This window comes from Actinacidiphila sp. bgisy167 (assembly GCF_965342175.1).
Taxonomy (GTDB): Bacteria; Actinomycetota; Actinomycetes; order Streptomycetales; family Streptomycetaceae; genus Actinacidiphila.
In genome coordinates this window covers 24,236-49,831 of record NZ_CBDRBL010000047.1, presented here as the reverse complement: position 1 = coordinate 49,831, position 25,596 = coordinate 24,236, and the positions used below count along the sequence as shown (strand labels likewise).

At 72.3% G+C, this 25,596-nt stretch carries 11 protein-coding genes; 6 read left to right on the top strand and 5 right to left on the bottom strand.

Annotated elements, in window-relative coordinates:
- Nucleotides 1-238: 238 nt before the first annotated feature.
- Entirely contained in the window at nucleotides 239-1,525 is a 1,287-nt protein-coding gene (locus tag ACRWND_RS18810; RefSeq protein WP_431950795.1) for an MFS transporter, read from the bottom strand.
- A gap of 188 nt (nucleotides 1,526-1,713) precedes the next feature.
- Here ACRWND_RS18810 and ACRWND_RS18805 point away from each other — a divergent pair, with 188 nt between their 5' ends.
- Entirely contained in the window at nucleotides 1,714-2,472 is a 759-nt protein-coding gene (locus ACRWND_RS18805; RefSeq protein ID WP_431950793.1) for a hypothetical protein, read from the top strand.
- Nucleotides 2,473-2,622: 150 nt separating this feature from the next.
- Here ACRWND_RS18805 and ACRWND_RS18800 read toward each other — a convergent pair whose 3' ends face one another.
- Entirely contained in the window at nucleotides 2,623-3,456 is an 834-nt protein-coding gene (locus ACRWND_RS18800; protein WP_431950791.1) for a class II fructose-bisphosphate aldolase, read from the bottom strand.
- A gap of 440 nt (nucleotides 3,457-3,896) precedes the next feature.
- Between ACRWND_RS18800 and ACRWND_RS18795 the strand changes: the two genes are divergently transcribed.
- On the top strand, nucleotides 3,897-4,838 hold the full coding sequence (locus ACRWND_RS18795) for an SIS domain-containing protein (RefSeq protein WP_431950789.1): 942 nt from the start codon (nucleotides 3,897-3,899) through the stop codon (nucleotides 4,836-4,838).
- 83 nt (nucleotides 4,839-4,921) lie between these two features.
- On the opposite strand, the gene ACRWND_RS18790 is transcribed toward ACRWND_RS18795, so the two are convergent.
- Nucleotides 4,922-5,995 (bottom strand): ricin-type beta-trefoil lectin domain protein, encoded by a 1,074-nt coding sequence (locus ACRWND_RS18790; protein WP_431950787.1) that lies wholly within the window; start codon nucleotides 5,993-5,995, stop codon nucleotides 4,922-4,924.
- A gap of 170 nt (nucleotides 5,996-6,165) precedes the next feature.
- Between ACRWND_RS18790 and ACRWND_RS18785 the strand changes: the two genes are divergently transcribed.
- The 3 genes from ACRWND_RS18785 to ACRWND_RS18775 are packed head-to-tail and all read left to right on the top strand — an operon-like array spanning nucleotide 6,166 to nucleotide 12,408.
- The gene (locus ACRWND_RS18785) at nucleotides 6,166-6,759 is read left to right on the top strand and encodes a sigma-70 family RNA polymerase sigma factor (protein WP_431950785.1); all 594 of its coding nucleotides are present in this window, start codon (nucleotides 6,166-6,168) and stop codon (nucleotides 6,757-6,759) included.
- On the top strand, nucleotides 6,756-7,892 hold the full coding sequence (locus ACRWND_RS18780) for a hypothetical protein (RefSeq protein ID WP_431950783.1): 1,137 nt from the start codon (nucleotides 6,756-6,758) through the stop codon (nucleotides 7,890-7,892). The genes ACRWND_RS18785 and ACRWND_RS18780 overlap by 4 nt, the downstream gene beginning before the upstream one ends.
- 19 nt (nucleotides 7,893-7,911) lie before the next feature.
- Nucleotides 7,912-12,408: an FtsK/SpoIIIE domain-containing protein gene (locus ACRWND_RS18775; RefSeq protein WP_431950781.1), complete on the top strand. Its 4,497-nt coding sequence runs from the start codon at nucleotides 7,912-7,914 to the stop codon at nucleotides 12,406-12,408.
- A gap of 109 nt (nucleotides 12,409-12,517) precedes the next feature.
- On the opposite strand, the gene ACRWND_RS18770 is transcribed toward ACRWND_RS18775, so the two are convergent.
- The gene (locus ACRWND_RS18770) at nucleotides 12,518-12,817 is read right to left on the bottom strand and encodes a WXG100 family type VII secretion target (RefSeq protein WP_431950779.1); all 300 of its coding nucleotides are present in this window, start codon (nucleotides 12,815-12,817) and stop codon (nucleotides 12,518-12,520) included.
- 48 nt (nucleotides 12,818-12,865) lie between these two features.
- Nucleotides 12,866-13,738 (bottom strand): hypothetical protein, encoded by an 873-nt coding sequence (locus ACRWND_RS18765; RefSeq protein ID WP_431950777.1) that lies wholly within the window; start codon nucleotides 13,736-13,738, stop codon nucleotides 12,866-12,868.
- Between the two features lie 182 nt (nucleotides 13,739-13,920).
- Here ACRWND_RS18765 and ACRWND_RS18760 point away from each other — a divergent pair, with 182 nt between their 5' ends.
- On the top strand, nucleotides 13,921-25,587 hold the full coding sequence (locus ACRWND_RS18760; protein WP_431950775.1) for a hypothetical protein: 11,667 nt from the start codon (nucleotides 13,921-13,923) through the stop codon (nucleotides 25,585-25,587).
- Nucleotides 25,588-25,596 lie beyond the last annotated feature (9 nt).

Below are 25,596 nucleotides of genomic sequence, written 5' to 3'. Positions count from 1 at the left end.
GTCAGTCAGAGCAGTTCTGAGATGCGATTCACCCCCGGCCTGAAGGCCGGGGCACTCTCGCAAGATCAGCGGTAGACGCCCGGGAGAGGCCCGTGACGTCGTCGAGGCCGTCCGCTGCGTCGAGGTGCTGCCGTTCGCCCACCGGAGCGGTGCCGCGGTCGACGGCGGGCGGGTCGCGGGCCGATCCTGCCCGCGACCCGGGGCGGGCCCACGGCCTTGTCCGACGGCGCCGCAGGGCTCAGGAAGAGGGGGAGGTGGTGCTCGGCTCCCGGCTCCCAGCGGCGTCCGGCGCAGCCGCCGGTTCCGTCGTCCCCGGGAGCGGGAAGGCCGAGCGTACTGCGGGAAGGGTCAGGACCACGGCCACCGCCGCGAGCTGCCAGACCGCGCCGAAGCCCAGCACCCCCGCGGTGCCGACCAGGACGGCCGACGGGCCGGCCGCGGCGAGGCCCACCGGCCCCAGCGCGAAGGCCCCGAAGGTGCCGTACGCGCTGACGCGGGCGAGCGCGCCGACCGGCACCTGCGACTGCGTGACCGTCGCGTAGAGAGTGCCGCACACGGCCGAGCCGACGCCGGCCGCCAGCGCGGCGGCGCAGATCCATGGCAGCGGCAGCCCGGCGGCGAGCGCGGCCGAAGGCATGGCCCAGCCCGAGGTGGCGGCCGTGCCCAGGAGCAGTGGACGGCGGGGCCGGCGCCCCAGCATCACCGTGCCGCCCACCACGGCTCCGGCCCCGTACAGGGCCATGACCAGGCCCCACGAGGACGGCCCGCCGAGGTCCCGTTGGACGACCAACGGCCCGAGGACGAGGAACGGCGCCCATACGAGGAGGTTGAACAGGCCGACGTGGACGGAGGTGATCCACAGCCAGGTCCGGGAGCGGAACTCCGTCCAGCCCTCCCGCAGCTCCCGGACGAAGGACGAGGCGGATCCGGCGGTCCTGACGGTCCGCGGCAGCAGGAGCAGCGCGACGACGCTCACCCCGTAACTGAGGGCGTCCACGGTGAGGACGGCGGAGGCGCCCGCGGTCGCCGTGAGGACACCGGCGAGCGCGGGTCCGGCGATCGACGCCGCAGACCGGGCCATGCCGAGCAGCGCGTTGCCGTCGGCGAGCTTGTCGTCCGGCACGATGCGCGGGACGAGCGCGTCGAGAGCCGGGGTGAACAGGGCCTCGGCCGCGCCCCAGACCACGACCAGCGCTATCAGCGTCGCCATATGCGCAGCGCCGCCGATCAGGGCGAGGGCGAGGCCGGCCTGGGTGAGGCAGCGCGTGACGTCGGCGGCGAGCATCGTGCTGCGGCTGCCCCAGCGGTCGGTGAGGACGCCGCCCGCGAGCAGCACCAGCACCAGCGGCAGGATGCGGGCCGCCAGGACCAGGCCGAGTTCGGTGCCGCCGCCGCCCGTCTCCAGGACCGCGAAGGCGAGTGCCACGGACGCCATCGACGATCCGAGGAGCGAGGTGCTGTAGCCGAGGAAGAAGCGGCGGAAGTCGCGTTCGCGCAGGACCGCGGCGCGGGGAATGAGTGCCATGGGCGCAGCGTGCAAGAGGCGCGTGGCGACACGCCAGGCCGGCGGGCGAAATTATTGAGTCTGGTCGAGTCAACTTATGATGGCGAGTGCGCACAGGGAAATGACATTTACTGCGGTCGATCTCGGCGGGCCCGGTGGTGAGCCGGGTCGCCCGGCCGACGGACCGACAGGGGAGGAGCGGGCACCGTATGACCCATCCGGTGGAGTACGCCGTGGCCGTCGACCGCTTCCTCGCCGCCTCCAAGCTGGGCGAGGGATCCCGGCGGGTCTACCGGATCGCACTGGTCACCTGGGCCTGGGGCCTCGTCGACCGGCCCCCGCCCGTCGGCGGCGGCCGTCGAGGCGCCGAGCCGCCGGCGGTGCCGCTGGCCGTGCTGGACGCGCCGGGTACCGCGGGACGGCTGCGTGAGGCCTTCGCGCTGCGGTCCGCGGCGGTCGGCGCCCGTACCGCCAACCGTGAACTGTCCGTCCTCAGCAGCGCCGTGACGTGGTGGCGTGCGGAAGGCTGGCTGAACGGCGACCCCACGACGGGCCTGCGGGCCCTGCCCGTGCCGAGGGCGCGCCGTGCCGAGCCGGGACTCGGCGCCGACCAGGTGCGCCAGGTCCTGCGCCTGGCGGCGCCGCTACGGGAGCAGGCCTTCTGGCATCTGCTCCACGAGACGGGGGCGTCTATCGAACGGCTTCTCGCGCTCGACGTCGACGACCTCGATCTGCCCGGCCGCCGCACCCGCGAGCGCTCGGGGCCGCCGTTGCGCTGGGGGGACGGATCGGCCCGGCTGCTGCCGCTGCTCGTGCTCGGACGCGTCGAGGGCCCGCTGTTCCGCACCGGGCGGGGGCGTTTGTCGTACCGGCGTGCGGCAGAGGTGTTCACTGACGCGACCCGTCCGCTGGATCCTCTGGGACGTGGCTGGACGTTGCGGCGGCTCCAGGCGGCGGGTCGGCGTTGACCGGGCCGCCGCGCGGTGATCTGTGCCGACGACGGGGCGGTGGCGCCGGGCGCGGTACGGGCGTCGGCTCACCGGGGGGCGTTGGCGCACCGGCGTGCGGCGGAGGTGCTTCAGGCGGCGGGTCGGCGCTGAGGGGGTGCCGCGCGTGAGTCAGCCGAGGACGCGCAGGGCGTTCTCCACGGCCGCGGCCATCCGCGTGCGCGCGCGGGACAGATAACGGCGCGGGTCGACCGCGGTGGAGTCCGCTGCCAGGGCGTCACGAACCGCGCCCGTGAAGGCGATGTTCAGCGCGGTACCGATATTGATCTTGACCATGCCGGCGGCGACAGCCAGGCGCAGTTCGTCGTCCGGTACGCCGGTGGAACCGTGCAGCACCAGCGGGACGGGTACCGCACGGCGGAGACGGGCGATCAGGCCGTGGTCAAGCCGTGCCGTGCGGGTGGTCATGGCGTGCGAGCTGCCCACCGCCACGGCGAGAGCGTCGATCCGGGTGGCGCCCACGAAGGCGGCTGCCTCGGCGGGGTCGGTGCGGGCGCCCGGGGCGTGCACGCCGTCCTTCCCGCCTATCGCCCCGAGTTCGGCCTCCAGCCACAGACCGCGGGCGTGCGCCCAGTCCGCGGCGGCCCGGGTGGCGGAGACGTTGCGGGCGTGCGGCAGGACCGACGCGTCGTACATCACGGAGCCGAAGCCGCAGTCCGGCGCGCTGCGCAGTAGGTTCTCGTCGGTGACATGGTCGAGGTGGAGGCCCACGGGGACCGCGGCGGACTCGGCGACCGCGGCGGTCGCGCGTGCGATCGGCGCGAGTGAACCACCGTGGAAACGGACCGCGTTCTCGCTGATCTGGCAGACCACGGGCCGCCCGGCGGCCTCGGCGCCGGCGACGATCGCCTCGGCGTGCTCCAGGGAGACGACGTTGAAGGCGCCGATCCCGCGCCCGGTGGTGTGCGCCGCGCGGACGAGTTCGGCGGTGGGGACCAGCGGCATGACGCCTTGACCTCCCGAAGTCGGGGTGCGGGAAGGTGACGGCCGATGACGTCACGCACGGCGCGGCGGCCCGGCACGAGGGGGGCTCGTGTGAACCAGGCGCTCGCCGGGCGCGCCGCACGGGCCGTGGTGGTCGCCGACGTGTCCGAGCCGGGGAAGCGTGCCTTCGCGCGGACCCGCCCGGTGACGGACATCGACGTCCTGGTGATGGACGGGAGCACCCCCGGCCGTGCTGATCGAGCCCTTCACGGCGGCCGGTTCGGAGGGCGCCGACACGCGACCTGCACTCGCACGAGCCACCCCCTCGCCGTCCCAGGCCGTTCCGCGCAACAGCATGCAACGTCCTGCGGGAGAAGCGCTAGAGTCGGGCAGATCCACACATGATGCTCGACCGGGCGTGCTCGGCACGACGGGCCGCCGGACAGGGACGGAGGCCGTCGATGAGCCGGAGTGGAGCGGGGAACACGAGCCGGAGCAGGACCGAGACCGAGACGGCGACCCAGCCGGACTGCTGGCGCCGTGCTGTCGTGCTCGCGGGCGACGGCACGGCGCCCTGGCGGGCCGCGTTGCCCAGGGCCGGCGAGCGGGTGGCGGTCGTGGGGTGCGGCACCTCGTGGTTCATGGCGCACGCCTACGCGGTACTGCGAGAGAACGCCGGCCAGGGTGAGACGGACGCCTTCGCGGCCTCGGAGATTCCGGCCGGCCGGGTCTACGACAGGGTCGTCGCCCTCACCCGTTCCGGCACCACGACCGAGGTCCTCGAGGTGCTGGCCCGGTTGCGCGGCGGCACCCCCACGGTGGCCGTCACCGCCGATCCCGCCACCCCTGTCACGGAACTGGCCGACGCGGCGGTGGTGCTGGACTTCGCCGACGAGGTCTCGGTCGTGCAGACCCGCTTCGCGACGACCCAACTCGTGCTGCTGCGCGCCTTGTTGGGGGAGGAAGTCGCCCATCTGCCCGTGCAGGCGGAGGCCGCGCTGGCCGCGCCGCTGCCCGAGGGGCTGCTGGAGACGGAGCAGTTCACCTTCCTCGGCCGCGGCTGGGCCTACGGCGTGGCGCAGGAGGCGGCGCTCAAGATGCGGGAGGCGGCTGGCGCCTGGACGGAGGCGTACCCCGTCATGGAGTACCGGCACGGCCCGATCAGCGTCGCCGGTCCGGGGCGGGTGGTGTGGTGGTTCGGTGACGCGGCGGACCTCCCGGCGGGGATGGCGGGGGAGGTCGCGCGCACTGGTGGTCGCCTGGTCGCTCTGGGGCGCGACCCGCTTGCCGACCTGGTCGTCGTCCAGCGGCTGGCCGCGGCGCTCGGCGCGGCGCGGGGGCTCGACCCGGACGCGCCGCGGCACCTGACGCGTTCGGTGGTCCTCTCCGACGGCGCGGGGTGACGACGGGGAGCCGGCCGCTGTATGCGGTGACGGCACGCCGTCCCCGCCCTGCGGAGGGCGGGGACGGCCTCATGTGAGCGCGGTCAGTTCTTCGACCACTTCTGGTTCGTCGTTCCGTAGCACGTCCACAGCTGGAGCGGGGTGCCGGAGGTCGTGCCCTTGTCGACGACGTCGACGCACTTGTTCTTGACCGTGAGGTCGTGGGACGAGTTGAGCCTGAACTGCTGGGCCCACCCGCCGTTGCAGCGGGCCAGCTGGATGACCGCACCATCGGAGAAGTTCGCGCCGGCCAGGTCCATGCACATGCCGAAGGCGCGTATGGTGCCGTCGGAGCGGAAGTCCCACTTCTGCCAGGCGCCGTCGTCGCAGGTCTGGATCTGCAGCCGGGCGCCGTCGCGGCCGGGGCTGGTCCTGGCGCCGCTGACCGCGATGCACCGACCGCTCTGCGAGCTGCGGATCCGCACGCCGGGCACGGTGGTCGTCTGCTCCGACGTGGACGGTGTCGTGCCGCCGGACGAGCCGGAACCGGAGCCCGACGAGCCGCCGGAGCCCGACGAGCCGCCGGAGGTCGAGGAGTCGCCGGAGGTCGAGGAGTCGCCGGAGGTCGAGGAGTCGCCGGAGGTCGAGGAGTCGCCGGAGACCGACGAGCCGCCGGAACTCCCGGAGCCGCCGGTGGCCGAACCGCCGCTGCCGCCGCTGCCGCCGCTGCCGCCGGTCCCGTCGCCGCTGCCGGGGGCGCCGCCCACCGGCGGCAGGCCTCCGTTGGTGGAGCCGCTGCCGCGCACGGAACCGCCGGCGTCGGCCCGTCCCTGGGATCCGCCGGCCGCGGCGACCTTTCCTCCCCCGGCGGGGGAGTTCTTGGCGCCGCTGCCGGGCGACGCCGGCAGGACGCCGCTCTGCGAGGCACTGGGGGCGCCGGCCGCCACCGAGTCGCCCTTGCCGCCCCCGTCGGGCAGGACATTGATGGTCGCCATCAGGGGTACGACGAGGATCGCGCAGCCGATGACGGCCGACGTCGTCGCCAGCACGCTCCACGCCCGCCGGTCCGGCAGGAACCGCCGGTGGGGCAGGGAAGGGCGTCGGGCGAAGGTGTCCGCGAAACGGGGCCTGGCCCCGTCGAGAACGTCGGGTTCCCGTGGATCGGGATGGGGAGGCACGTGGTCTCCTGTCGGATCGGGAATCTGGCGGAACTGTGCGGCGCGCGTCCGCCCCACGGTTTCCGCATGGTGAACTTTTGATTACGCATTCGTCAGCGCACCGGCGAATGATCAGATATGCGCCGACCCCGTGGTCGGAGCATGTCGATCAGCACTCTAATCTCTACGCCATGTGTGTGAACGAGTCCGACTGCCGCAGGGACGGGGCGGAGATCCTCACCGACGACGGCACCGGCGGCGACGACGAGTACAGTGCTGTCGCCAGCCTGATCATCGCGGAGCGGGACAGCCTGCGGCGCTTCGTCACCGGCCTCATGGGCCGGGACGTGCACGCCGCGGAGGACGTGCTGCAGGAGACCCTGCTGCGCGCCCTGCAGCGGGTCGGGAGGCTGGATGTGCACGAGCGTCCGGTCCGCATGTGGCTCTTCCGGGTGGCCCGCAACCTCGTCGTCGACCACCGCCGCCGCGACCGAGCGGTTCCCGTCGGTATCAGTGCCGCGGACTTCGCGGGCACCGCGCTCGAGTACTCCGGCGACCACGCCGGCCTCGTCGCGGACCGCTCCGTGCTGCTCGCCGCGCTGGACGCCCTCCCACCCGCACACCGTGAAGCCGTGGTGCGCGTGCACGTCATGGACCAGACGGGAGCCGACGCCGCCGCCGACATGGGTGTGCCGCGGGGCACCGTCAAGTCCCGCACTCACCACGGAGTGCGGGCCCTGAGGGCAGAACTCGCCCGTCGCGGCGTGAACGGAGTGGCAGCGTGAACGTCCCCGCCGGCTGGAACCGGCTGATCGGACTCGTCGGAGTGCTGATCCTGGCCGTCGTCCTGGCGCACTGGATCGTCCGCCGTGCGGGCGGCTGGGGCGCGCTGCGCCGCCGCGTCGTGCGCGAGGTGACGACGGCCGCCCGCGCCTTCGCCACACCTGTCCGCACAGAGCTGCGGCACCGCCGCGGCCTGCGGGTGCTCGGCCGCCTGCTCCGCGACGCCGCCGGCTGGGCGGACGCCGAGACCGCACTGCGCCGCGCCGCCGCCGAACGCCCCGGCACCCGCCCCTACGCGGCACTCCTCGGCACCGACGTCGTCGGCGTCTACGTCGCCCATAGCCACGGTGAGGGAGCGCTGCCCCGGCCGTGGGCCCGCGACGCGGCTGAGCCGCGCCTGTGGTGGATCCGCCGGGCCGACCTCGACCGCGGGGCGGAGACCGGGCGAGGTAGGGCGCCTGTGCTCGTCTGCCTGGGCAGGGCCGACGCCGACGCGGTGCTCCTCGATCTGACGGCCGTTCCCCCGGCCGTCTCCTTCATCGGGGAGCGGCGCACCGCTCGCGCCGTCCTCCAGGCCGTCGCCGCCCAGCTCGACGTCCGCCTCCCCGTGGGGGACGTCGTGGTCGGCGCCGGGGTGCACCCCCGGCACGCCGGTCCCGCCGACGTCTTCGACCGGCCCGGCGCCCGCTACGCCGTCAGCGCCGAGGCGCCGGAACGCAGCCGGCCGGCCGGAGTGCGCCTGCTGTCCCTGGGTGTCGCCCACCACAGCACCCTGATTCTGGAGGCGGACCGCGACGGCAACCTGCGCCTGCACGGCGGCCCGCCCGCCCTCACGATCGACGCGCTGCCCCTGGCCCGCGTCGTCGCCCGGCTGCTGCGCTCCCTGCCGCCAGTCCCCGGTGACGACGACGGCCCCGGTCCCGACCGACCGTCGTTCCACTCCGCCCTCGACGACGACCTCGTCGAGGAGGGGTTCTCGTCGGCCTCCATGGCCCTGTCCGCCACCGCCCGCCGTCCCGACCCCGGCTCGGCCCCCGCCGCCGCGGAACACGCCGCCGACGACGACCTCGCCGAGCCGACCGCCCTCGGACCGGCGGGCGTCTCCGCCGCCACCGCACGCTCCTCGTCCTCGTGACGCCCGAACTGGGAAGACCGTGAACCTCACCATCACCACCGTCGACGGCGCGGACGGTGCGCGCCGCGACCACCTCGTAGGGCTGCCGGCGCGCTCCACCGTCGCAGACCTCTCGCAAGCCGTGGACGGCGCGCTGACCCGCGACGTCTATCTGGACGGCCGCCGGCTCGAACCCGACCTGCCCGTCGCCGAGGCCGGACTGCGCGAAGGCGGCATCCTCAGCCTGGGCGCCCCCGGTACGGATCCCGACCGGGTTCGTGTCGGCGACGCGACCGACGCGGGACCGGTGCTCGCCGAAGTCCACATCGTCTCCGGACGGCAGGCCGGACGCACCTGGCGACTCGGGTTCGGCAGCCACGAGATCGGCTCCGGACCGCTCTGCGCGATCCGCCTCGAGGGCGACAGCGTCCCCGAGGGGGGCCTGTGGGTGACCGTCGGCGCCGACGGCTCCGCCCACTGGCATCGCACCCGCACCGGGCCCGGCGACGACGTGCGCGGCCGGGTCGCCGCGCCCCCGCCGGACGACGCCGTCACCGCGCTGCGCCGTACCCGCCCGGAGCAGGTCGCCACCGAGCGCATCGCCGCCGCGGGACGGCCGGTGCCGTGGCCGCCCGGCGAGGACCTGACCGTGGGCTCCGTCCTGCTGCGGATGAGCACGCCGGTCGAGGCGGACGCCGCCGTGACGGAGTCCGCGGACGGCTTCGGCATCGACTACAACCGCCCGCCGCGGATCGCCCCGCACCTGGACGGCGAGCGGGTCCGGCTGCCCTCCCCGCCCAGGCCCCCGGGCAAGCGGCCGTTCCCCGCCGCCATGATGATCGCCCCGGTGATCATGGGCTTCCTCATGGTCGCCATCTTCAAGTCGTACTACTTCATCGCCTTCATCGCGCTCGGCCCGATGATGATGCTCTCCAACTGGGTCACCGGCCGCCGCACCGCCCGCAAGGAGTACGAGGAGGCGGAGCGGCAGTACCAGCGGACCCGCGCCGCGGTCGAGGACGGCGTCCGCGAGGCCGTCGCCCGGGAGCGCCAGATACGCCACGTCACCGGGCCGGACCCCGCCGCCGTCGCCCTGATGGCCACCGGCCCGGGCAGCCGGCTGTGGGAACGGCGCCGCCACGACCCCGACCACCTCGTCCTGCGGCTCGGCACCGCCGACCAGCCCTCGCTGCGTGAACTCGAGGACCCCGCGCGCGATGAGAACCACCGCACCATCCGCTGGAACATCCCCGACGCACCGATCGGCGTGGACCTCAGCGGGCACGGCGTGGTGGGTGTGGCCGGCCCCGCGGCCGAAGTGCAGCCGCTGGCCCGCTGGATGACCGTGCAGGCGGCCGTGCTGCACAGCCCCCGCGACCTGCGGATCGTGCTCCTCACCGACGCCGAGCGCGCCGACGACTGGGGATGGGTCCGCTGGCTGCCGCACGTGCGGCCCACCGCGCCCGGCGGCCCGCTCGTCCTGATCGGCAACGACCCGGAGTCGACCACGGCCCGCGTGTCGGAACTGGTCGCCCGGATCCAGTCGCGCAAGCGGAGCACCAAGAACGACCGCAGCGCCGCCGTCGTCGGCCCCGACATCCTGGTGATCGCCGACGGCGCGCGCCGGCTGCGCGACGTGCCCGGCATGGTGCAGGTCCTCACCGAGGGTCCGGCCGTCCGGGTCTTCAGCGTCTGCCTCGACGAACAGGAGCGGCTGCTGCCCGAGGAGAGCACCGGAGTGGTGCTCGCCGAGTCCGGCCGGCTGACCGTCAAGCGCCCCGGCACGCCCGACATCCCGGGCGTCCGTGCCGACCAGGTCACGCCCGAGTGGTGCGAGCAGGTCGCCCGCGCCGTGGCGCCGGTCCGCGACGTCAGCCCCGAGCACGACGCCGGACTGCCGCAGCGCGTGAAGCTGCTGGACCTGCTGAACCAGGAACCGCCCAACGCCGACGAAATCCTGGAGGGCTGGCGCTCGCGGCCCGCCGCCACCTCCTTCGTGCTCGGCAGCGGCTTCGAGGGCCCGTTCTCCCTCGACCTCGTCCAGGACGGACCGCACGGACTGGTCGCCGGCACCACCGGCTCCGGCAAGTCCGAGCTGCTGCAGACCTTCGTGGCCTCCCTCGCCGCCGCGAACCGGCCCGACGAACTGACCTTCGTCCTCGTCGACTACAAGGGCGGCAGCGCGTTCAAGGAGTGCGCGAATCTGCCGCACACCCTCGGCATGGTCACCGACCTCGACGCCCACCTGGTCGAACGCGCCCTGGAGTCGCTCGGCGCCGAGCTGATGCGCCGTGAGCACGTCCTCGCCGCCGCAGGCGCCAAGGACCTCCCCGACTACCAGGCCAAACGCGCCGCCGACCCCACGCTCGCGCCGCTTCCCCGGCTCCTGCTGGTCATCGACGAGTTCGCCACCCTGGTGCGCGAGGTTCCGGACTTCGTGCCCGGACTCATCAGCATCGCCCAGCGCGGACGGTCCCTCGGCATCCACCTCGTCCTCGCCACCCAGCGCCCCGCCGGTGTGGTGACCGCCGACATCCGCGCCAACACCAACCTGCGGATCGCGCTGCGGGTCACCGACCCGTCCGAGAGCCAGGACGTCATCGACGTCAACGACGCCGCGGAGATCTCGCCGGCCACCCCCGGCCGCGCCCTCGTGCGGCGCGGCCCCAAGTCGGCCGAGCCCTTCCAGACCGCGTGGGTGGGCGCCGAGCGGCCGCGCCCGAAGACCGCCGAGGACACGGAGCCGGACAGCGGACCCCGCAAGCCCGTCGCGGCGTCGGCACTGTCCTGGGACGCCCTCGGGCGGCCAGCGGCACTGTCCCCCGCCGAGGCCGTCGTCACCCAGGCCCCCCAGGCGCCCGCCCCCACCGACCTGCAGGTCCTGGTGGAGGAGATCCGCACGGCCGTGGACCGGCTGGAGGACCACACCCCGCAGCCCAGCCCCTGGCTGCCCGCGCTGGAGCGGCACGTGCTGCTCGACGACCTCGACGCGATGAACCCCGTCCGCGAGGGACGCCTGCTCATCCCGTACGCCCTGGAGGACGTGCCGCAGCTGCAGCGGCGCCACGTTGCCGCGGCCGACCTGAGCAACTTCGGCCACCTCTACGTCATCGGCGCGCCCCGGTCCGGCCGCACCCAGGTGCTGCGCACCCTGGCCGGCTCCGCCGCCCGCTACCTGAGCACCGCCGACGTGCACGTCTACGGCATCGACGCGGCCGGCGGCGGCCTCGCCGCGCTCACCACGCTCCCGCACTGCGGCGCCGTCGTCGCCCGGCACGACACCGAGCGGCTGGAGCGGCTGCTGCGCCGCCTCAACCAGGAACTCGTCAACCGCCAGGAGCTGGCGCAGCAGCACAACGCCACCGGCATCGGAGAGCTGCGCAAGGTGCTGCCGAAGGCGGAACGCCCGGCGCACATCCTGCTGCTGGTCGACGGCTGGGACGCCCTGTCGTCGATGCTCGACGAGCACGAGTACAGCCATCTCTACCAGGACATGGTCCGCCTGGTGCGCGAAGGAGCCGCCGCCGGCATCCACTTCGTCGGCACCTCTGAGCGCGCCCTGCTGGGCGGCCGTATGGCGGCCCACAACGACCACCGGCTGATCCTGCGGCCCGGTGACCGCTCCGACGTGCAGGCCGTCGGCATGAAGCCGAGCAAGCTGCCGGCGGACATCCCGCCCGGCCGGGGCTGGCACATCCTGACCGGTACCGAGACCCAGGTCGCCCTGCTCGCCTCGGGCGGCGGCACCGAACAGGTCGAAGCGCTCCGGAAGATCGGCGCCGCCGCGCTCAAGCGCGACGCGAGGGTGCCCCAGGCGCGGCGCCCGTTCACGGTGGCCTCGCTCCCGCGCTCGGCGGAGTTCGCCGCGGTCTACGACAAGGTGCCCGACGAGCGGAAGCGGCCCCTGTGGGCCCTGCTGGGCGTCGGCGGCGACGCGGGCGAGCCGGTCGGCGTGGACCTCGCGGGCGCGTCCTCGGTGTTCGGCGTCATCGGCCCCACCGGCTCCGGCCGTAGCAACGCGCTCGCCTCGCTGGCGGTCTCGCTGCTCGCCGGCGGCACCTCACTGGTCGTCCTTACCCCGCGTGAGTCCCCGTTGCGGGCGCTCAGCCGGCACGGCACGGTCCGGGTCGTCACCGACACCGAGCCGACCGAGGAGACGCTGCGCTCCGCGCTCGCCGCGCTGCCCGGACCGCGGGTGGTGATGGTCGACGACGCCGACCTGCTGGGGATGTCCGGCGCCGACATAGTCCTCAAGGAGATCACGGTCTCCGGCCGCGACCAGGGACTCGGTCTCGTCTACGCCGCGACCGCCGACGGCGTCCAGGGCGGCATGGGCGGCTGGATGGCCGGTGCCCGCAAGGCCAGGCGCGGCCTGCTGCTGGGGCCGAAGAGCATCAACGAGGGCGAGTTGATCGGCGTACGGCTGCCGCACGCCATCACCCGGGTGGCACCCCATGTGGGCCGCGGCTGGACCGCGGGACCGGGCAACGAGGTGATGGCGCTGCAGGTGCCGCTGACCTCGCTCCGCACGGAGTGACCCCTGAGCCCGTGGCCCGCACCGCCGAGTGCGGGCGACGGGCGTACCGGGCACGACGAAGGGGCCGGGCGGGAGAGGACTCCCGCCCGGCCCCTTCGTCCGCTGCGGACTACTTCTTGTTGAAGTTGGCCGCGATCTGGGAGTCGAAGTCCTCGGCGCCCTTGGCGATCGAGGTGAACGCCTCACCGAAGTTCTCCAGGCCGTGGATGGCCTGGGTGAGGCTGGTGGTGAACTGCTGGTAGGCGTCGCGGATGGCGGGGCTGGCCTGAGGCAGCACCAGCTCGTCGTTGAGCATGTTCTCGACCTCGTTCTTCAGGCCCGTGAGCCGGGTCATCCACTCGGAGCAGGTGTTGGCGTGAGACTGGGCCCGCTGCCGGACCTCTTCGGGAACGATGTGGATCGCAGGCATTGCGTCGCCTTTCTGTTCTGCTGACTGGCCTGGGGGTGGTGTCCCCGATCAGGCGATCTTCGGGTTGGTGCCGCCGTGGGTACCCGGGTTCTGCGGATGGGTGTCCGGGTCGTACGGGGTGTGGTTCGGGTTCTTGGGGCCGTCGCCCGGCTTGTCGCCGTCGGAGTACTGCCAATCCGGCGCCTTGCCGTCGGCGCCCTTGGGCCCACGGGTGTACTCGGTGTGGCTGCCGTCGCTGCCGGTGACGGTCATGGTGCCGCTGCCGTCGCTGTTGATGTTCGCCACGGTGTGCGCCGTGCTGCCGTCGGGATACGTGGTGTCCGTCGTGTAGCTCGGGCCGTTGTACGTGGTGGTGGAGGTGTAGGTGTTGCCGTCGTACTTGACGGTGGTCACCTCCTTGGTGACGTTGCCGTCCTTGTCGACCTCCACGTGCGAGTCGATCGAACCGCCGTTGGGCGTGTCGACGTGGAAGTCGGGCGGCGTGTCACCGGGGTTGGTGGCCTTGCAGAAGTCCGGCAGCTCGCCCGGCCCCTCGCAGTCCTTCAGGTGACTCTGCTTGTAGTCCCACAGGTCCTTCTGCTGCCGCCAGTTCTGCACGTGCAGATTGGCGCTCATCACACCGATCTCGGCGCCCAGCTCGGAGTCGAACTCGCGGAAGGCCTCGCCCACCCCGCCGAAGGCGGCGGCCAGCTCCTTGAGGCCCTTGTCCGCGCGTTTCATGGTGCCGCTGGCGTTGGAGTGGAAGCGCGACATCGCGCCGGCGATGCCCTCGTGGCCGAGGATCGCCTCCGCCTCACCGCTGCCCGAGCCGAGGCGGCCGAAGACGCCCTTGCTGACGAGCGGGTCGATCTCGCCCGCCAGAGCCTCCAGGTCGCGTTTGGCGGCGTTGAGGACGTCGTAGTCGATTTTGATCTCGGGCACAGGGGACCTCCGTACGGCCCGTGGAGAATCCGGTCAGCACGACCACGCACCACGCCCCCCGGTGGTTCACCGCCGCGCGCGAGTTTGACCCACGTCACATGAACCGCGCGCGCCCCCCGCGCGTGGTCCACGCGGAGAGCTCCGCCGTGCTCCTCCGCTCCGAGCTGGGAGGGATCCCTGACATGCCTCGCCCGAGTGACTGGAACGTTCTCGGTCTCCACGGGGACCCGACCCCCGGAGACCCGGTCCAGATCCGTCAGCTGGTCGACGACCTGGTCAAGATCGGTTCGCAGGCGAAGGCGATCGCGCAGGCCATCGACAAGGTGATGGACACGGCGGACAGCAGCGTCTTCGCCGGAAAGACCGCGGACGCGCTCCGGGGCAAGGTCGACGACCGGCTGCGCAACCACATCAACGACGTGGCGAACTCCTTCTGGGAGGTGTCCCAGAACCTCGGCGGCTGGGCGAACCACATCGAGGAGGCCCAGCGGAAGGCGGACGGCGCTCTGTCGGCCGGACGCGGCCTGGCCAAGGACGACCCGCAGCTGGAGGCCCTCCGGCAGACAGCCGAGAGCGCGGGGGCGGAACTCGACGCGGTGGGCAGCACCATCGCGAACGCGATCCACAGCGCCTCGGACATCCGGCTGCCGATCTCGGACTGCCAGGTCTTCTGGGAGATGTTCCAGATCCTGGCGATCATCCTCATCGTCCCGGCGCTGATCTTCGGCGGTCCGGTGGCCCTGCTCGCCCTCGGCGTCAACATGACGTTGTTCATCAAGGCGGCCATCGACTTCGCCCACGGCGACATCGGCTTCCTCGACCTGTTCCTCGCCGGGCTCGGCATCATCGCCCCCACCACCAAGGCGCTGCCGATCTTCGCCATCGGCGGCCTCCTCAAGAACGGCTTCAAGGCCGTCCTCCAGTTCGGGCGCAACAGCCTGATCTCCTTGAAGGACATCGCCAGCGGGTTCCGGTTCGCCACCGTCCTGACCGGCCTGCGGGACGTCGCGCGGATGAGCATGACCTGGGTGCGCCAGGGCGGACTGTGGGTCATGCAGAACTTCCACACCGTGCCCGCGCTCGGCGGCACGGTGTTCGTCAAGGGCGGGCTCGTCGTCGTGCAGGGCATCCGCTCCATCCCCGTGGTGGTGCGCGGCTGGGGATCGGCCATACGGGCCGGGACCCCCGTGGCGTGGAGGAACTTCCAGGTCTTCACCCGGGAGACCTGGAGCAGCCAGATGGGCGGCGCCAAGTGGACGCGCCTGCTCCTCCCCGTGACGCACACCGACATCGCGGAGTTCGGGCTGAAGGGCGCCCTGCGCATGGGCTTCTGGGACCGCGGCGTCTTGGGCCGCGGTGTCTGGGACATACCGGTGGGCGGCACGGTCGCGCACACCGTGAGTGCCGTGCCGATGGGCCCGCACGGGGCGACCTCGCACCTCGACCTCGGGCACGCCAACATCAACATGGCGCGGATGGACCTGGAGAACGTGCGCTTCGGCAACTTCTCCGACACCCGCACCTCCATCCGCCCGTCCTCCTTCTCCGTGGAGCCGGTCAGCACCGTCGACCTGGCGGGGCTGCGCGTCGGCACGGTCAACCCGGTCGCGGTGCACGGGGCGAGCTCCGTGATGGACAACTCGATGGCCGGTTTCCGCGCGGTGCGGCACATGGACGACGTGGTCGACATCGCCGGCACCCAGATGAACCGGATGAAGATCGACGCCTTCGACGCGGCGCCCGGCCAGATGGGTGGAGGACTCGGGGTGAGCGCGGCGGCCCCGGACGGCCTCGCGACGCACTCCTCCGGCCTGTATGTGCCCGGCTCCGCCAGCGCCCCGGCGGTACACGAGGGCGTGGACGTCTCCGCGCTCGTCGCCAAGGGCTACGGGGGCAACCTGCTGGCCCAGGGCCCGGCCGGCCTGCTGACAGCACCGCCCGGCGGAACCGGGGCGCTGCACACCGCTCTGACCGGGGTGCCCGCGCCGACGCCCGGCAGCACGGCGATCCATGACGTGCTGACCGCTCCCGGCACCCCTGGCGCGGGTGCCGCGCACACCACCCTGACCGGCGTCCAGGCCCCGCCGAACGGTGCGGCGGTCCACGACCTGCTGGCGTCCCCGGGCGGAACGGCCGGCACCCATGGACCGCTGAGCGGCGTCCCCGGGCACCAGAGCGGCGCCGGAGCCGGCGGATCGGCGTTCGACCTGCTGACCGGCGGCTCCAAGGTGGCGCCGAACAACCCGGTGCCCACGCACATCGGGTCATCCCTCAGCGACAACACCGCCGGCGCGGCCCGCGCCAACCAGGCCCACCTGGCCCTCGACGACATCGTGGGCCCCGCCGGCAGCGGCCGCCCCGGCTCCGTGGTCACCGACGCCGTGCACGGTTCCCCCAATCCCGGCGCTCCCGGCACCGGCCTGCCGAAGGGCGGGGTGCACGGGACGCCTCCCCGGAACCCGGCCCGTTCCGCGCTCGACCTCCTCGACGACGGCCGCGGCGCCCGTCCCGTCGACCAGCCCGCCTTCGCCGGCGCGCCCGGAAGCGGGAAGGCGGTGGATGCCGACGCGGGCCACGCGTTCGCCGGCGCGCCCGCCAAGAGCACCGACGACCTGGTCGTCACCCCGGGTACGCACGACAAGGTGGCCGTCACGGGTGAAGGAAACGTCGCGGTGCCCCTGCGTCAGGAGCCCGTACCCACCCCGACCGCGGCGTCGGGCGGCGGCCACGTGCTGTCGCGTGAGGCGGACCTGCTCCACGAGGTCAACCTGAAACTGGGCAAGATGGGGGCCGGCGCCGTGACGGTGGAGACCGTCACCGCCGCCCGACAGGCGCTGGAGGACCTCCGCGGCGCCGCCTTCACCAAGGTCGATGTTCGCGCGCAGGCCGACCAGTTGGCCGTGCACCTCGCCGGTGAGGGGCGCGTGAAGCTCCCTGGCGGCGTCCGGGACACGCACATCGCCGACGACGCGCCGCTCACGGCAGGACCGGGCGGGCACCATGCACCGCCGGTCCCGCCGAGGCCGGAGAGCGGCCTGCTCGACGGGCTCGACGACCTGGTCCTGGACGACGCCGGCCTACCGGCGCGTGCGCACCTCGGCGCGGACGATCTGGATGTGCCTGTGCCGTCGCATGTCGGCGCGGACGCCCTCGACGCGCCCCTGCCCTCACGTTTTGACATGGACGACGACTCCATACCGGGGTCCCCCGTCGGCGCGCACGGAACCGAGGACCTGGACGGCTTCGCTCAGTTCGTCGACCTGTTCCGTCCGCTGCGGCGGCATGTGGAGCAGGCCATCGACAACCCCGTGGCGGACATCGAGGTGGCCCTCGTGGCGAACCCCGGCGGCCGCACGTGGCGCGAGTTCGCCGACGGGGAAGTGGGCCACGCCATGGTGTCCGTGATGCTGCCGGGTGAGCGGAAGGCGCTCACGATCGGCTTCTATCCCGGGGACGAGGGGAAGCTCTTCGGCCGGCCCGGTGCCCTCGTCAACGACTCCGACTACCTCCTCTCCGGGCACGTCCGCGTGCTGTCCACCTACCGGATCACCGCGGAGCAGCTGTTCGATGGCTACCGGTACGCCATGGCGAACTCCGGTGCCGTCTACGACTTGTTCCGCTACAACTGCGTGCGTTTCGCCGAGGGCTTCGTCTCCGCCGCGCTCGGCAAGTCGGTGGCGGACCTGTGGGTGGCGGCCCCTTACCGTCTCGCCGACGCGATGCTGAGCCCCCACGGCGCCTGGCACTGGGCGGACGGCACGGGACCGGTGGCCAAGCTGACCGCGGACGACACGATCCGGTACGAGGACGCCTTCTCCGAGCTGAGCGACTGGAGGCGGGTAGCACCCGGCGAGGCCGCGGACGCCACCGACCAGGCGCGGCACTTCGTGTACTTCGACCATCAGCGTCCGCTGATCGACGGTGTTCTCCCGACGGTCCCGCAAAAGGAACGTCTCGGGCTGCTGGGTCAGTTCGAGACGATGGTCACCCACACCATCCTCACCTCGGGTGAGGACGCGGGACGCCTGCTGTCGCGTCAACTCGGCGAGGCCTACGGCACGCTCCGCCCTGGGCTGACCGACCTGCCGGCGCCCTCGGTGCCCGCGTCGGTCGTCGACGACACCCTCCTGGGGACGGGCAAGGGTCCGCTGGGCGGCGTGCCGGACCCGGTGCACCGTCCCGGAGAGTCGGCGGTGGGGCACTCGTTCACGGATGTGCCCGAGTCCCCGCTGTCAGGCAAGGGGCGGCTGGGCAGGGTCCCGGAGCCGTTGCAGCTTCACTGGTCGGCGGTCGGGGATTCGTTCACGGACGTGCCGGGGTCCTCGGTGTTCGGCAGGAGCCCGCTGGGCGGCGTGCCGCATCAGGGGCGTACTCCCGGTTGGTCGGCAGGGCGCACTCCCGGTTGGTCGGCCGTGGGGCACTCGTTCCCGGACGTGCCGCTGTCGCCGGCGCGTCTGGAGATGGAGCAGTTGCTCAACAGCATCGACGACATGCTCTTCGAGATGGGTGTGTTCCGGGCGCTGGACGATGTGCCGTCCTTCCCCCCGACGCCCGCGCATCCCGGGGTCGGCGGGGCCGATGTCCACATGGCGGGTGCCGGTGGGCCGGAGGTCCACGTGGCGAGGGCCGACAAGGCCGATGTGCACGTTACGGGCACCGGTGGGCCGGAGGTCCGCGTGACAGGGGCCGACGGGTCCGATGTCCATGTCTCGGGGACCGCTGAGGAGTCCCCTGTTCCGAAGGTGGACAAGGGCAAGGGCAAGGCGCCGGTCGACACCTCGGTCTCCACCGGGGCCGGGCGGGACCTCGATGGTGTGCGGGGCGGCTTCGGAGACGACCTGGCGGAGATCGACGCTGCGGCGGCCATCAGCGACGCCCGCCGGGAAGTGCTCGAAGCCCGGAGACTCCGCGACGACCTGCAGACGCGCTACGCGAACGGCGTCGGCACCTCGGCCGAGGTGGACGGCGTCCGATACCTCGAGTCGTGGGAGCAGGTCAGGCAGGCCGACGCCGCGCTGGCACGGGCGGAGGCCCACTGGACGGAGTTGACCGGCGGTGCGCCGCTCCCCGAGGTGCAGGCCTTCGACGGCCACGGTCTCGGCGGCGGTGCGCCGCGGCTGCCCCAGGGGCTGCGTTCGCTGCTCCACCTCGGTGGCCGCGCCGACGATCTTCCGCCGGCTCCCCAGGGGATCGTGCAGAGTGTGGACCACGTCCCGTCGGCGACCCACGTCGTCACCCCGCTCGAGGGCGGGGGCCTCAGCCACGCCCTGGTGCCCAGCGGGCAGGACCTGACAGTGGCCCACTGGCTGAGCGAGCCGCAGTCGGCCCACGGATGGCCCAAGGGCAACGGCAAGGAGGCTTACGAGGGCGACCTCAAGGCCTACCAGGACGTGCTGTCCAAGGGACTGGCCGGCGCCGGGGACGACGACGCGCTGAAGACGGTGCTGGTGCAGCAGCAGAAGTCGTTCCAGGAGAACGTGGACCTGTTCCGTGCTCTCGAGGGACGCACGGAACTGCGGAACCTGCGCATGCCCCAACTCGCTGCGATCGTGATGGCCGAGCGGCGGGCACTGCGCACGCTCTCCGCGGACACGGACCTTCTGGCCGGCAAGCTGCGCAGCGGCGACTGGAAGTGGGCGGAGGCCTACCCGATCGAGGGCGCACAGGCCCACGAGCTGATCGCGAAGGTCCACAAGCACCTGCAGGAAGACCTCTCCCTCACGGTGAACCTCAAGATCGGCGACACGCTGCCGGGTGGGGGGACGCTGCTGGACGCGATGACCGGGAACCAGCAGTTGCTCCGCAACGCCTGGGAGACCAATACGGCCGGCGCGGGCTACTTCGTCACGCGCGGCAACGTGGAGGAGACACTCGGTCTGCCGGCGTCCGTCAAGCGCACGACGGAGGCGTCCGGGATCTACCCGGGCCCGGCTGGGGCGCGCTTCGCGCCGACCGCCGGCGACCTCGTGGACCTGCCGAACTATGCGGCCCTCACATCGAAGTACCGCCCGAGCGGTGTGAAGATGTACGGGCAGGCGGTCTTCCACCTGAAGAGCGACGTGATGCAGCGCGCCACGTTCACGCCGGCGGATAGCTTCAGCGACGGCCTTCAGGGCGCCCGGAGCGTCACCGGCAGTGGCAACATGCTGCCGCTGCTCAACCACGGCCATGAGCCGCTGGTGCGGTTGGCCTTCGCCGAGGCGACCGATTTCCAGTACGACAGCGCGTTCCGTGGTTTCCGGGACGCCGGGACGCTGGAGCGCAGGCTCGCCAGGTACTTCGAGGCCCAGATCCACGGCGGTGTGAAGTGGGACGACCTCGACCGCGTCGTCCTCGTGAACGACGGCTTCAACCCGGCGGCGCTACAGGCGCAGAAGCTGCAGCTGGAGCAGTTCGCCCAGGCCAGGGGGCTGTCCTTCACGGTCGAGGTGCACGACGCGCGACTGGGCGTGGCTCCTGCCCCCGGCGTGCACCCGGCGCCCCCCTCCGCCGGCGGATCAGGCGGCGCCCACTCGGGCGGTGCGGGTGACATCGCGCCCTCGTCCGGACGCGGGCCCGTCCCGAGCAGCGGCCACCCGGGCGGCGGCCCCGACGCACCGCCGGCGGCCGGCGGCACGTCCGGCGCCGTGGTCGACGGGATCCACGAGAGCTACGGCGACCTCCACTTCACCGCCTCGCTCCTCGACGAGCACGGCGTGCCGAGAGACGACCTCTTCGGAGGCACAGCCGCGCGAGTCGAACAGTCCGGTGACGCCTCGTTCGTCTCCCCGTCCGCGCCGTCGGGGCGGTCGGTTTCGTCGGTCCCCGTCGCGAAGCTGACCGGGGACGGAATTCTTGACGTGATCGTCGGGAAGGGTGGCGGCAGGTCCGGGGATCTGCGTCGCACGCTTGGTGGTTTCGAGTTCGGGGCGAAGCCCCGCAATAACGGGGGTAACAACCTCATCTCGCGGCCGATCGTGGTCACGGTCAAGGATGGTGGGACGGAAGCGAAGGTGGCTGTCCATCTGAATGTGGTCCTGACCTCGAGCCATGAGACGCGTGTGGGGGGTCACTCGTCGATCACGATCAAGGGAAGCGATTTCCATCTGACGGCGCGGTCGAAGGCGTCTCAGGATTTGATCGACAGGTATGGCCCGTCCAGTTTGACCGCGGACAATTCGATTCATGTGGGGCCGAGTAACGCGGATTCGGGTTGGAAGACCAGGCCGGACCAGTTCGGGAACCTCGCGCGGGAGTTGGGTGTTTCGGAGCAGAAGCTCATCGAGGCTTTGGAGAGGCGTTTTCCGCCGGGTGAGTTGGTGGACACGGTTTACCGGTTCCAGGATGACGTGAAGCGCGCGGTGGTTCATGGTTCGGGTGCGGAGGATGTGCGGGTTCGCTTCGAGGGGGACAGGTCGTTCCCGGTTCGGGGTGAGGGGGGTGGTGTGTCGGCGCGGGCGGTGCCGCCGGTGCATGGTGTGGGTGGTGTGCTGGATGACGTGCTCGCGGGTGCGGGTGCGGGGCGGGTGGATCTGAGGCTGGTTCCGGGGTGGGATGCGGCGCGTGGTGCGGCGGTTCCGAGGTCGGTGCAGCAGTCGTGGGTGGATCCGGTGTCGATGCCGCGGGGTGGTGGTGCGCATGCGCCGCGGTATGAGGTGCGTAGTGGTTTTGATGTGCGTACATTCTCGGTGGGTGATCGTTCTGTCACTGATCTGACGGTGCGGGTGCGTTTGGAGGGTGGGGGGCTTTCGCCGGCTGAGTTGGATGGGTTGTGGGAGCGTGCGCTGGGGGGTGTGGAGAGGGTCTTCAACCGTCCTGGTGAGGTGTTGCCGGACGGGAGTGTGCTGCATGTGACGTTGGAGCGCGTCAGTGGTGGCGCTTCTGATGCTCATCTGAGTGTGCGGGTGGGTGGTTCGGATGGCGTGATGAACCAGCACCAGTGGCGGGTTGATGCGACCGAGCAGGATTTGGCGCACGAGTTGGGTCATCAGTTGGGTCTGCGGGACGAGTACCGCGACACGACGGCGGGGCATCGTCCTGAGGTCGACGGTTCGCTGATGGGCAATTACCACAATGCGGCTCCGGATGGTTTGTCGCAGGGTGGGTTGCGGTCCCGTTATCTGGAATTGATTCACGCGCAGGTCCGTAACCACGATCACGTGCCCACGCCCCATGTCACCTCGGCCGCGGACGACGCGGTCTCACCCTCCTCGCCGACCGGGAACCAGACGCGGGCCGATGCCGACGCGCTGACAGAGACGGACGCCGCCGAGGCCGTACAGGAAGCCGTACGGAACCTGGCGCAGGCGAACCAGCGTCTTCACGAGCTTGAGGCGCTCGACCTGCTGGGTACGGGATCCTCGAGCAGGACCGCGCTGGACGCGGCCCGCGAGCAGGTCCGCGCTGCGGAGATACGGCTGCGCGAGGCGTCGGCGGCCGAGGTGCGCCTGAACGCCGCGGAGGACGTCCTGACCGCACACGTGCCGCCCGTGCCACCGGTGTCGCAGCTGGATGACGCCGGTTCCACTACGGGGACGTTCCACTCGGCGCTGGACTCGGATGCGGTCTCCGAGGTGGGGACGTTCCACTCGGCGCTGGATACGGATTCGGTCTCCGAGGCGGCGACGTTCCACTCGGTCGGCGAGTACTTCTCCGAAGTGACGGAGCCGGGCCTGCGCCAGGTCGACGGGGCCGGTGGGACCTTCACCCGGTACGACGAGCACGGCAACCTCGTTGCCACCGGCCGGCCGCTCCCGGAGTTGCCGGGCGTGCCGGACGGCCTGCACCTGGTCACCCCGCCGCAGGGCGCCGCCTGGCTGGAGGACGCGAGCGGTACGCGCATCGTCCACGTCGGCGACCAGGAGGTCACCGCCACCGACCACGGGCTGCGGATGACGTACGTCGGCACGGGCGGGCCCCGGGACGGGGAGTTCATGGAACTCGGCGCCGACGGCTCCCTGGTCAAGCAGGGCTTCAACGTCCTGGACCGGGGCCGTTCCACGTCCTACCAGTACGTCCTTGACCACAGCAGCGGCCTGTGGCAGCGCACCGGCCGCGACGGCGTCGGAACGGGTGTCTTCCACCACGGCACGGCGGATCTGAAGGGCGCTGCGAACGGCAGGGTGGTGCTGCTCAGCGCGACCGGCGCACCGGTGCCGGTCTTCGAACGCCGTCCGCTGCCGGGCGGCGGGCTTCTGGACTCCTTCCGCCGTACCGACACCATCGACTTCGGCCGTACCAACCCCCGTACCCACTGGGCGCGCTGGGGCGAGGACGGTGTCCTCTCCGGGACGGGCATCCGCGAGTACGACACGGCGGGCACCGGCTGGCGCGACCTCGACGGGCGCGGCAACGTCGTCCACGAGTACCAGGCCGGTCTGCAGAAGCACGGCAACGGCACGGGCCACACGCTGGCGCTGGCGAACGCGGACGGCGAGTTGCGCTGGCACCGCTACGACGGCGCCTCCAGGGAGCTCGCCGAGGGACCGCGGACCCCGGACCGGCACGATTCCGGCTGGACCGACTACCTCGCCGGCGACGGGCGGACCGTCGCCCAGCGCAAGTGGGGCATGGGCCACCTGCCGGAACGCGCCGGGCAGTACGAGGAGCACACGCTCGTTCAGGACCCCGGTACCCCCGGCGGGTGGAAGACCGACGGGACGTGGCAGCGCCAGTCGCCCCACGGCAAGAAGGTCGGCAAGGCCGAGCGGGTGGACGGCGCACTCCTGGTCACCGAGCGGTGGAGTGAGCAGCGCCCGCCGGTCTGGGTCCGCAAGGCCTGGCTGCCGGGTGCACGGGACGCGGACAACGCCTACGCCCATGTGCTCGGCGACAACGCCTACCAACTGTTCACCTGGAAGAAGGGGTCGATCGGAACCGGTGAGGGGAGCTGGGGTGTGCGGTACGTCGGCTTCGACGGCGGCACCCTCGACCTGACGGCGAAGGGCGACTTCGCGCGCCTGACCACCAAGCTGCACGACGGCACGACGCTCAAGGTCGGCGACCACGCGAAGCGTCCCGCGTACGCCCCCGCGGCCGCGGGTCACCAGCCGTGGGAGGCGGGAAAGCTGACCGGCTACCGGGTGCCCAAGGATCCGGCGAGGGACGGGATGCATTGGCAGGACGTCTTCCGGGGCGCGGACGGGCAGATTCGTGTCGCCCGCGAAGGGCTGCCCGGTGGGCAGGTGCTCGAGTACAGGGACCCCCCGCTGGTGGGAACGCCGACCGGTCTCGGGGCTTGGGTCACCCGTGACGCGCACGGCAACGTGACGGGATTGCGTCAGGCCAATCCCAACGGCCTCGGGGACAGCTTCATCGAGGGCACGGGGAAACCGGGCTCCGCGAAGTGGACGTGGCGGGAGCAGGACGCCAAGGGCAGCGCCCTCGGTCCGTCCGGCACCAGGAAGTTCTTCCGCGGCTCCAACGACTGGAAGCTGTCGTGGGACGACTCCTTCCGGGACTTCGACGCGCAGGGCAATCTCGTCCGCGAGCGCCGCATGCTCGACAACGGCGCCTATGTGGACGCGTGGCGCGACGACAACGGCCGCTGGCTGGCGCGGAAGTTCGGCAAGGACGGAGGGCCGGTCGACCCTGAGCCGCAGGTCCGCAGCTGGTGGAACGGCACGGCGTGGCAGGATCAGTGGTCGCACGGGGCCCAGCGCTTCCGTGACGAACAGCGGCCGCTGCCCGGGGGTACGGGTGCCACCGTCCGGCTCCGCGAGGTGCCCGCCGGGCACGGCGGCCCGCTGCGGGTGCGCGAGTACGACACCGCGGCCGCGACCCCGCACTCGGTCTGGAAGGAGTTCGACCACGGCTCCGTGGTCCGGGAGCGCAGGGCCGAGAAGGCCGCCGACGGCACCGTCACCTACCTGGAGACCGACGCCTGGCGCGGTCAGTGGAACCGCTACGACGCCAGGGGCAGGCTCCTCGCCCAGCGCACCGACAGCGGCCTGGTCTGGGAGCGCAACCCCCTCGGTCAGATGAGGCTGGTCGGCAACGAGTACGACTACCGCGGGCCGCTGAGCGAGATCCGCGGCTGGGGGCGCCGGGTCCGCGAGGCCCAGCGCATGCCGTGGTCGGGCACGGTGCTCCCCGACGGCCTCGAAGCGCTCCGCGAGGCCCGCTACCGGCCGTACTGGCAGGTGGTGGGGGGCAAGGCGCTGGTGGAGTTCGGCCAGGAGTTCGTCCTGGAGTTCGCCGCCAACCTGGCGGTGAACGCCATCGTCGACGCGGCCCAGAACAAGCAGTTCAACGGGGCCGACGTACTGAAGGCGTTCGCCAACGCCGCCGTGTCCTCGGGCGTCAAGACCGGTGTCGGCATCGCGGTGCACGAGAACCGGGCGCCCGGGTTGCGGGAGCTCGGCAACCTCAAGACGACCCTGGCCAACGTCGACAGCGGCAAGCACCCGCAGCGCAGGCCGTTCAACCACGAGAAGACCTGGTCGAACGAGTGGGGCGGGAACGAGACCCCCACCCGCTGGCGGGGCGGCATCTACGACTTCACCTTCTGCGCGGGCACCAGTGTGCTCTCCGGGTGGGTCAACGGCGCCATGAACGCCGCCGTGTGGGGCGTCAGCGACGCCAACGGGAACACCGTCAAGCTCAGCGGCGCGGACGCCTTCCTGGACGGCGGCATCAACGCCACGGCGGCCCTCACGACGTCGGTCTCCACGGCGCTGGTGAAGAACCTGGTGGTCATGGGCGGCGGAAGCCGGCTCTTCCACCGGCAGGGCTTCGCGGACTTCTGGGTCCAGCTGCCGTTCAAGATCTTCGAGAAGTCGATCCAGACGCTTTATCTGACCAGCAACTTCCGTGCCGGCATGAACCCGTCGTGGTACCAGGTACCGCCGGCCGGCACCCAGCAGCAGTAGAGGATCCGG

Coding starts and splice junctions, on each gene's coding strand:
- ACRWND_RS18810 (WP_431950795.1), bottom strand. CDS start 1,525: ATGGCACTCATTCCCCGCGCCGCGGTCCTGCGCGAACGCGACTTCCGC.
- ACRWND_RS18805 (WP_431950793.1), top strand. CDS start 1,714: ATGACCCATCCGGTGGAGTACGCCGTGGCCGTCGACCGCTTCCTCGCC.
- ACRWND_RS18800 (WP_431950791.1), bottom strand. CDS start 3,456: ATGCCGCTGGTCCCCACCGCCGAACTCGTCCGCGCGGCGCACACCACC.
- ACRWND_RS18795 (WP_431950789.1), top strand. CDS start 3,897: ATGAGCCGGAGTGGAGCGGGGAACACGAGCCGGAGCAGGACCGAGACC.
- ACRWND_RS18785 (WP_431950785.1), top strand. CDS start 6,166: ATGTGTGTGAACGAGTCCGACTGCCGCAGGGACGGGGCGGAGATCCTC.
- ACRWND_RS18770 (WP_431950779.1), bottom strand. CDS start 12,817: ATGCCTGCGATCCACATCGTTCCCGAAGAGGTCCGGCAGCGGGCCCAG.
- ACRWND_RS18760 (WP_431950775.1), top strand. CDS start 13,921: ATGCCTCGCCCGAGTGACTGGAACGTTCTCGGTCTCCACGGGGACCCG.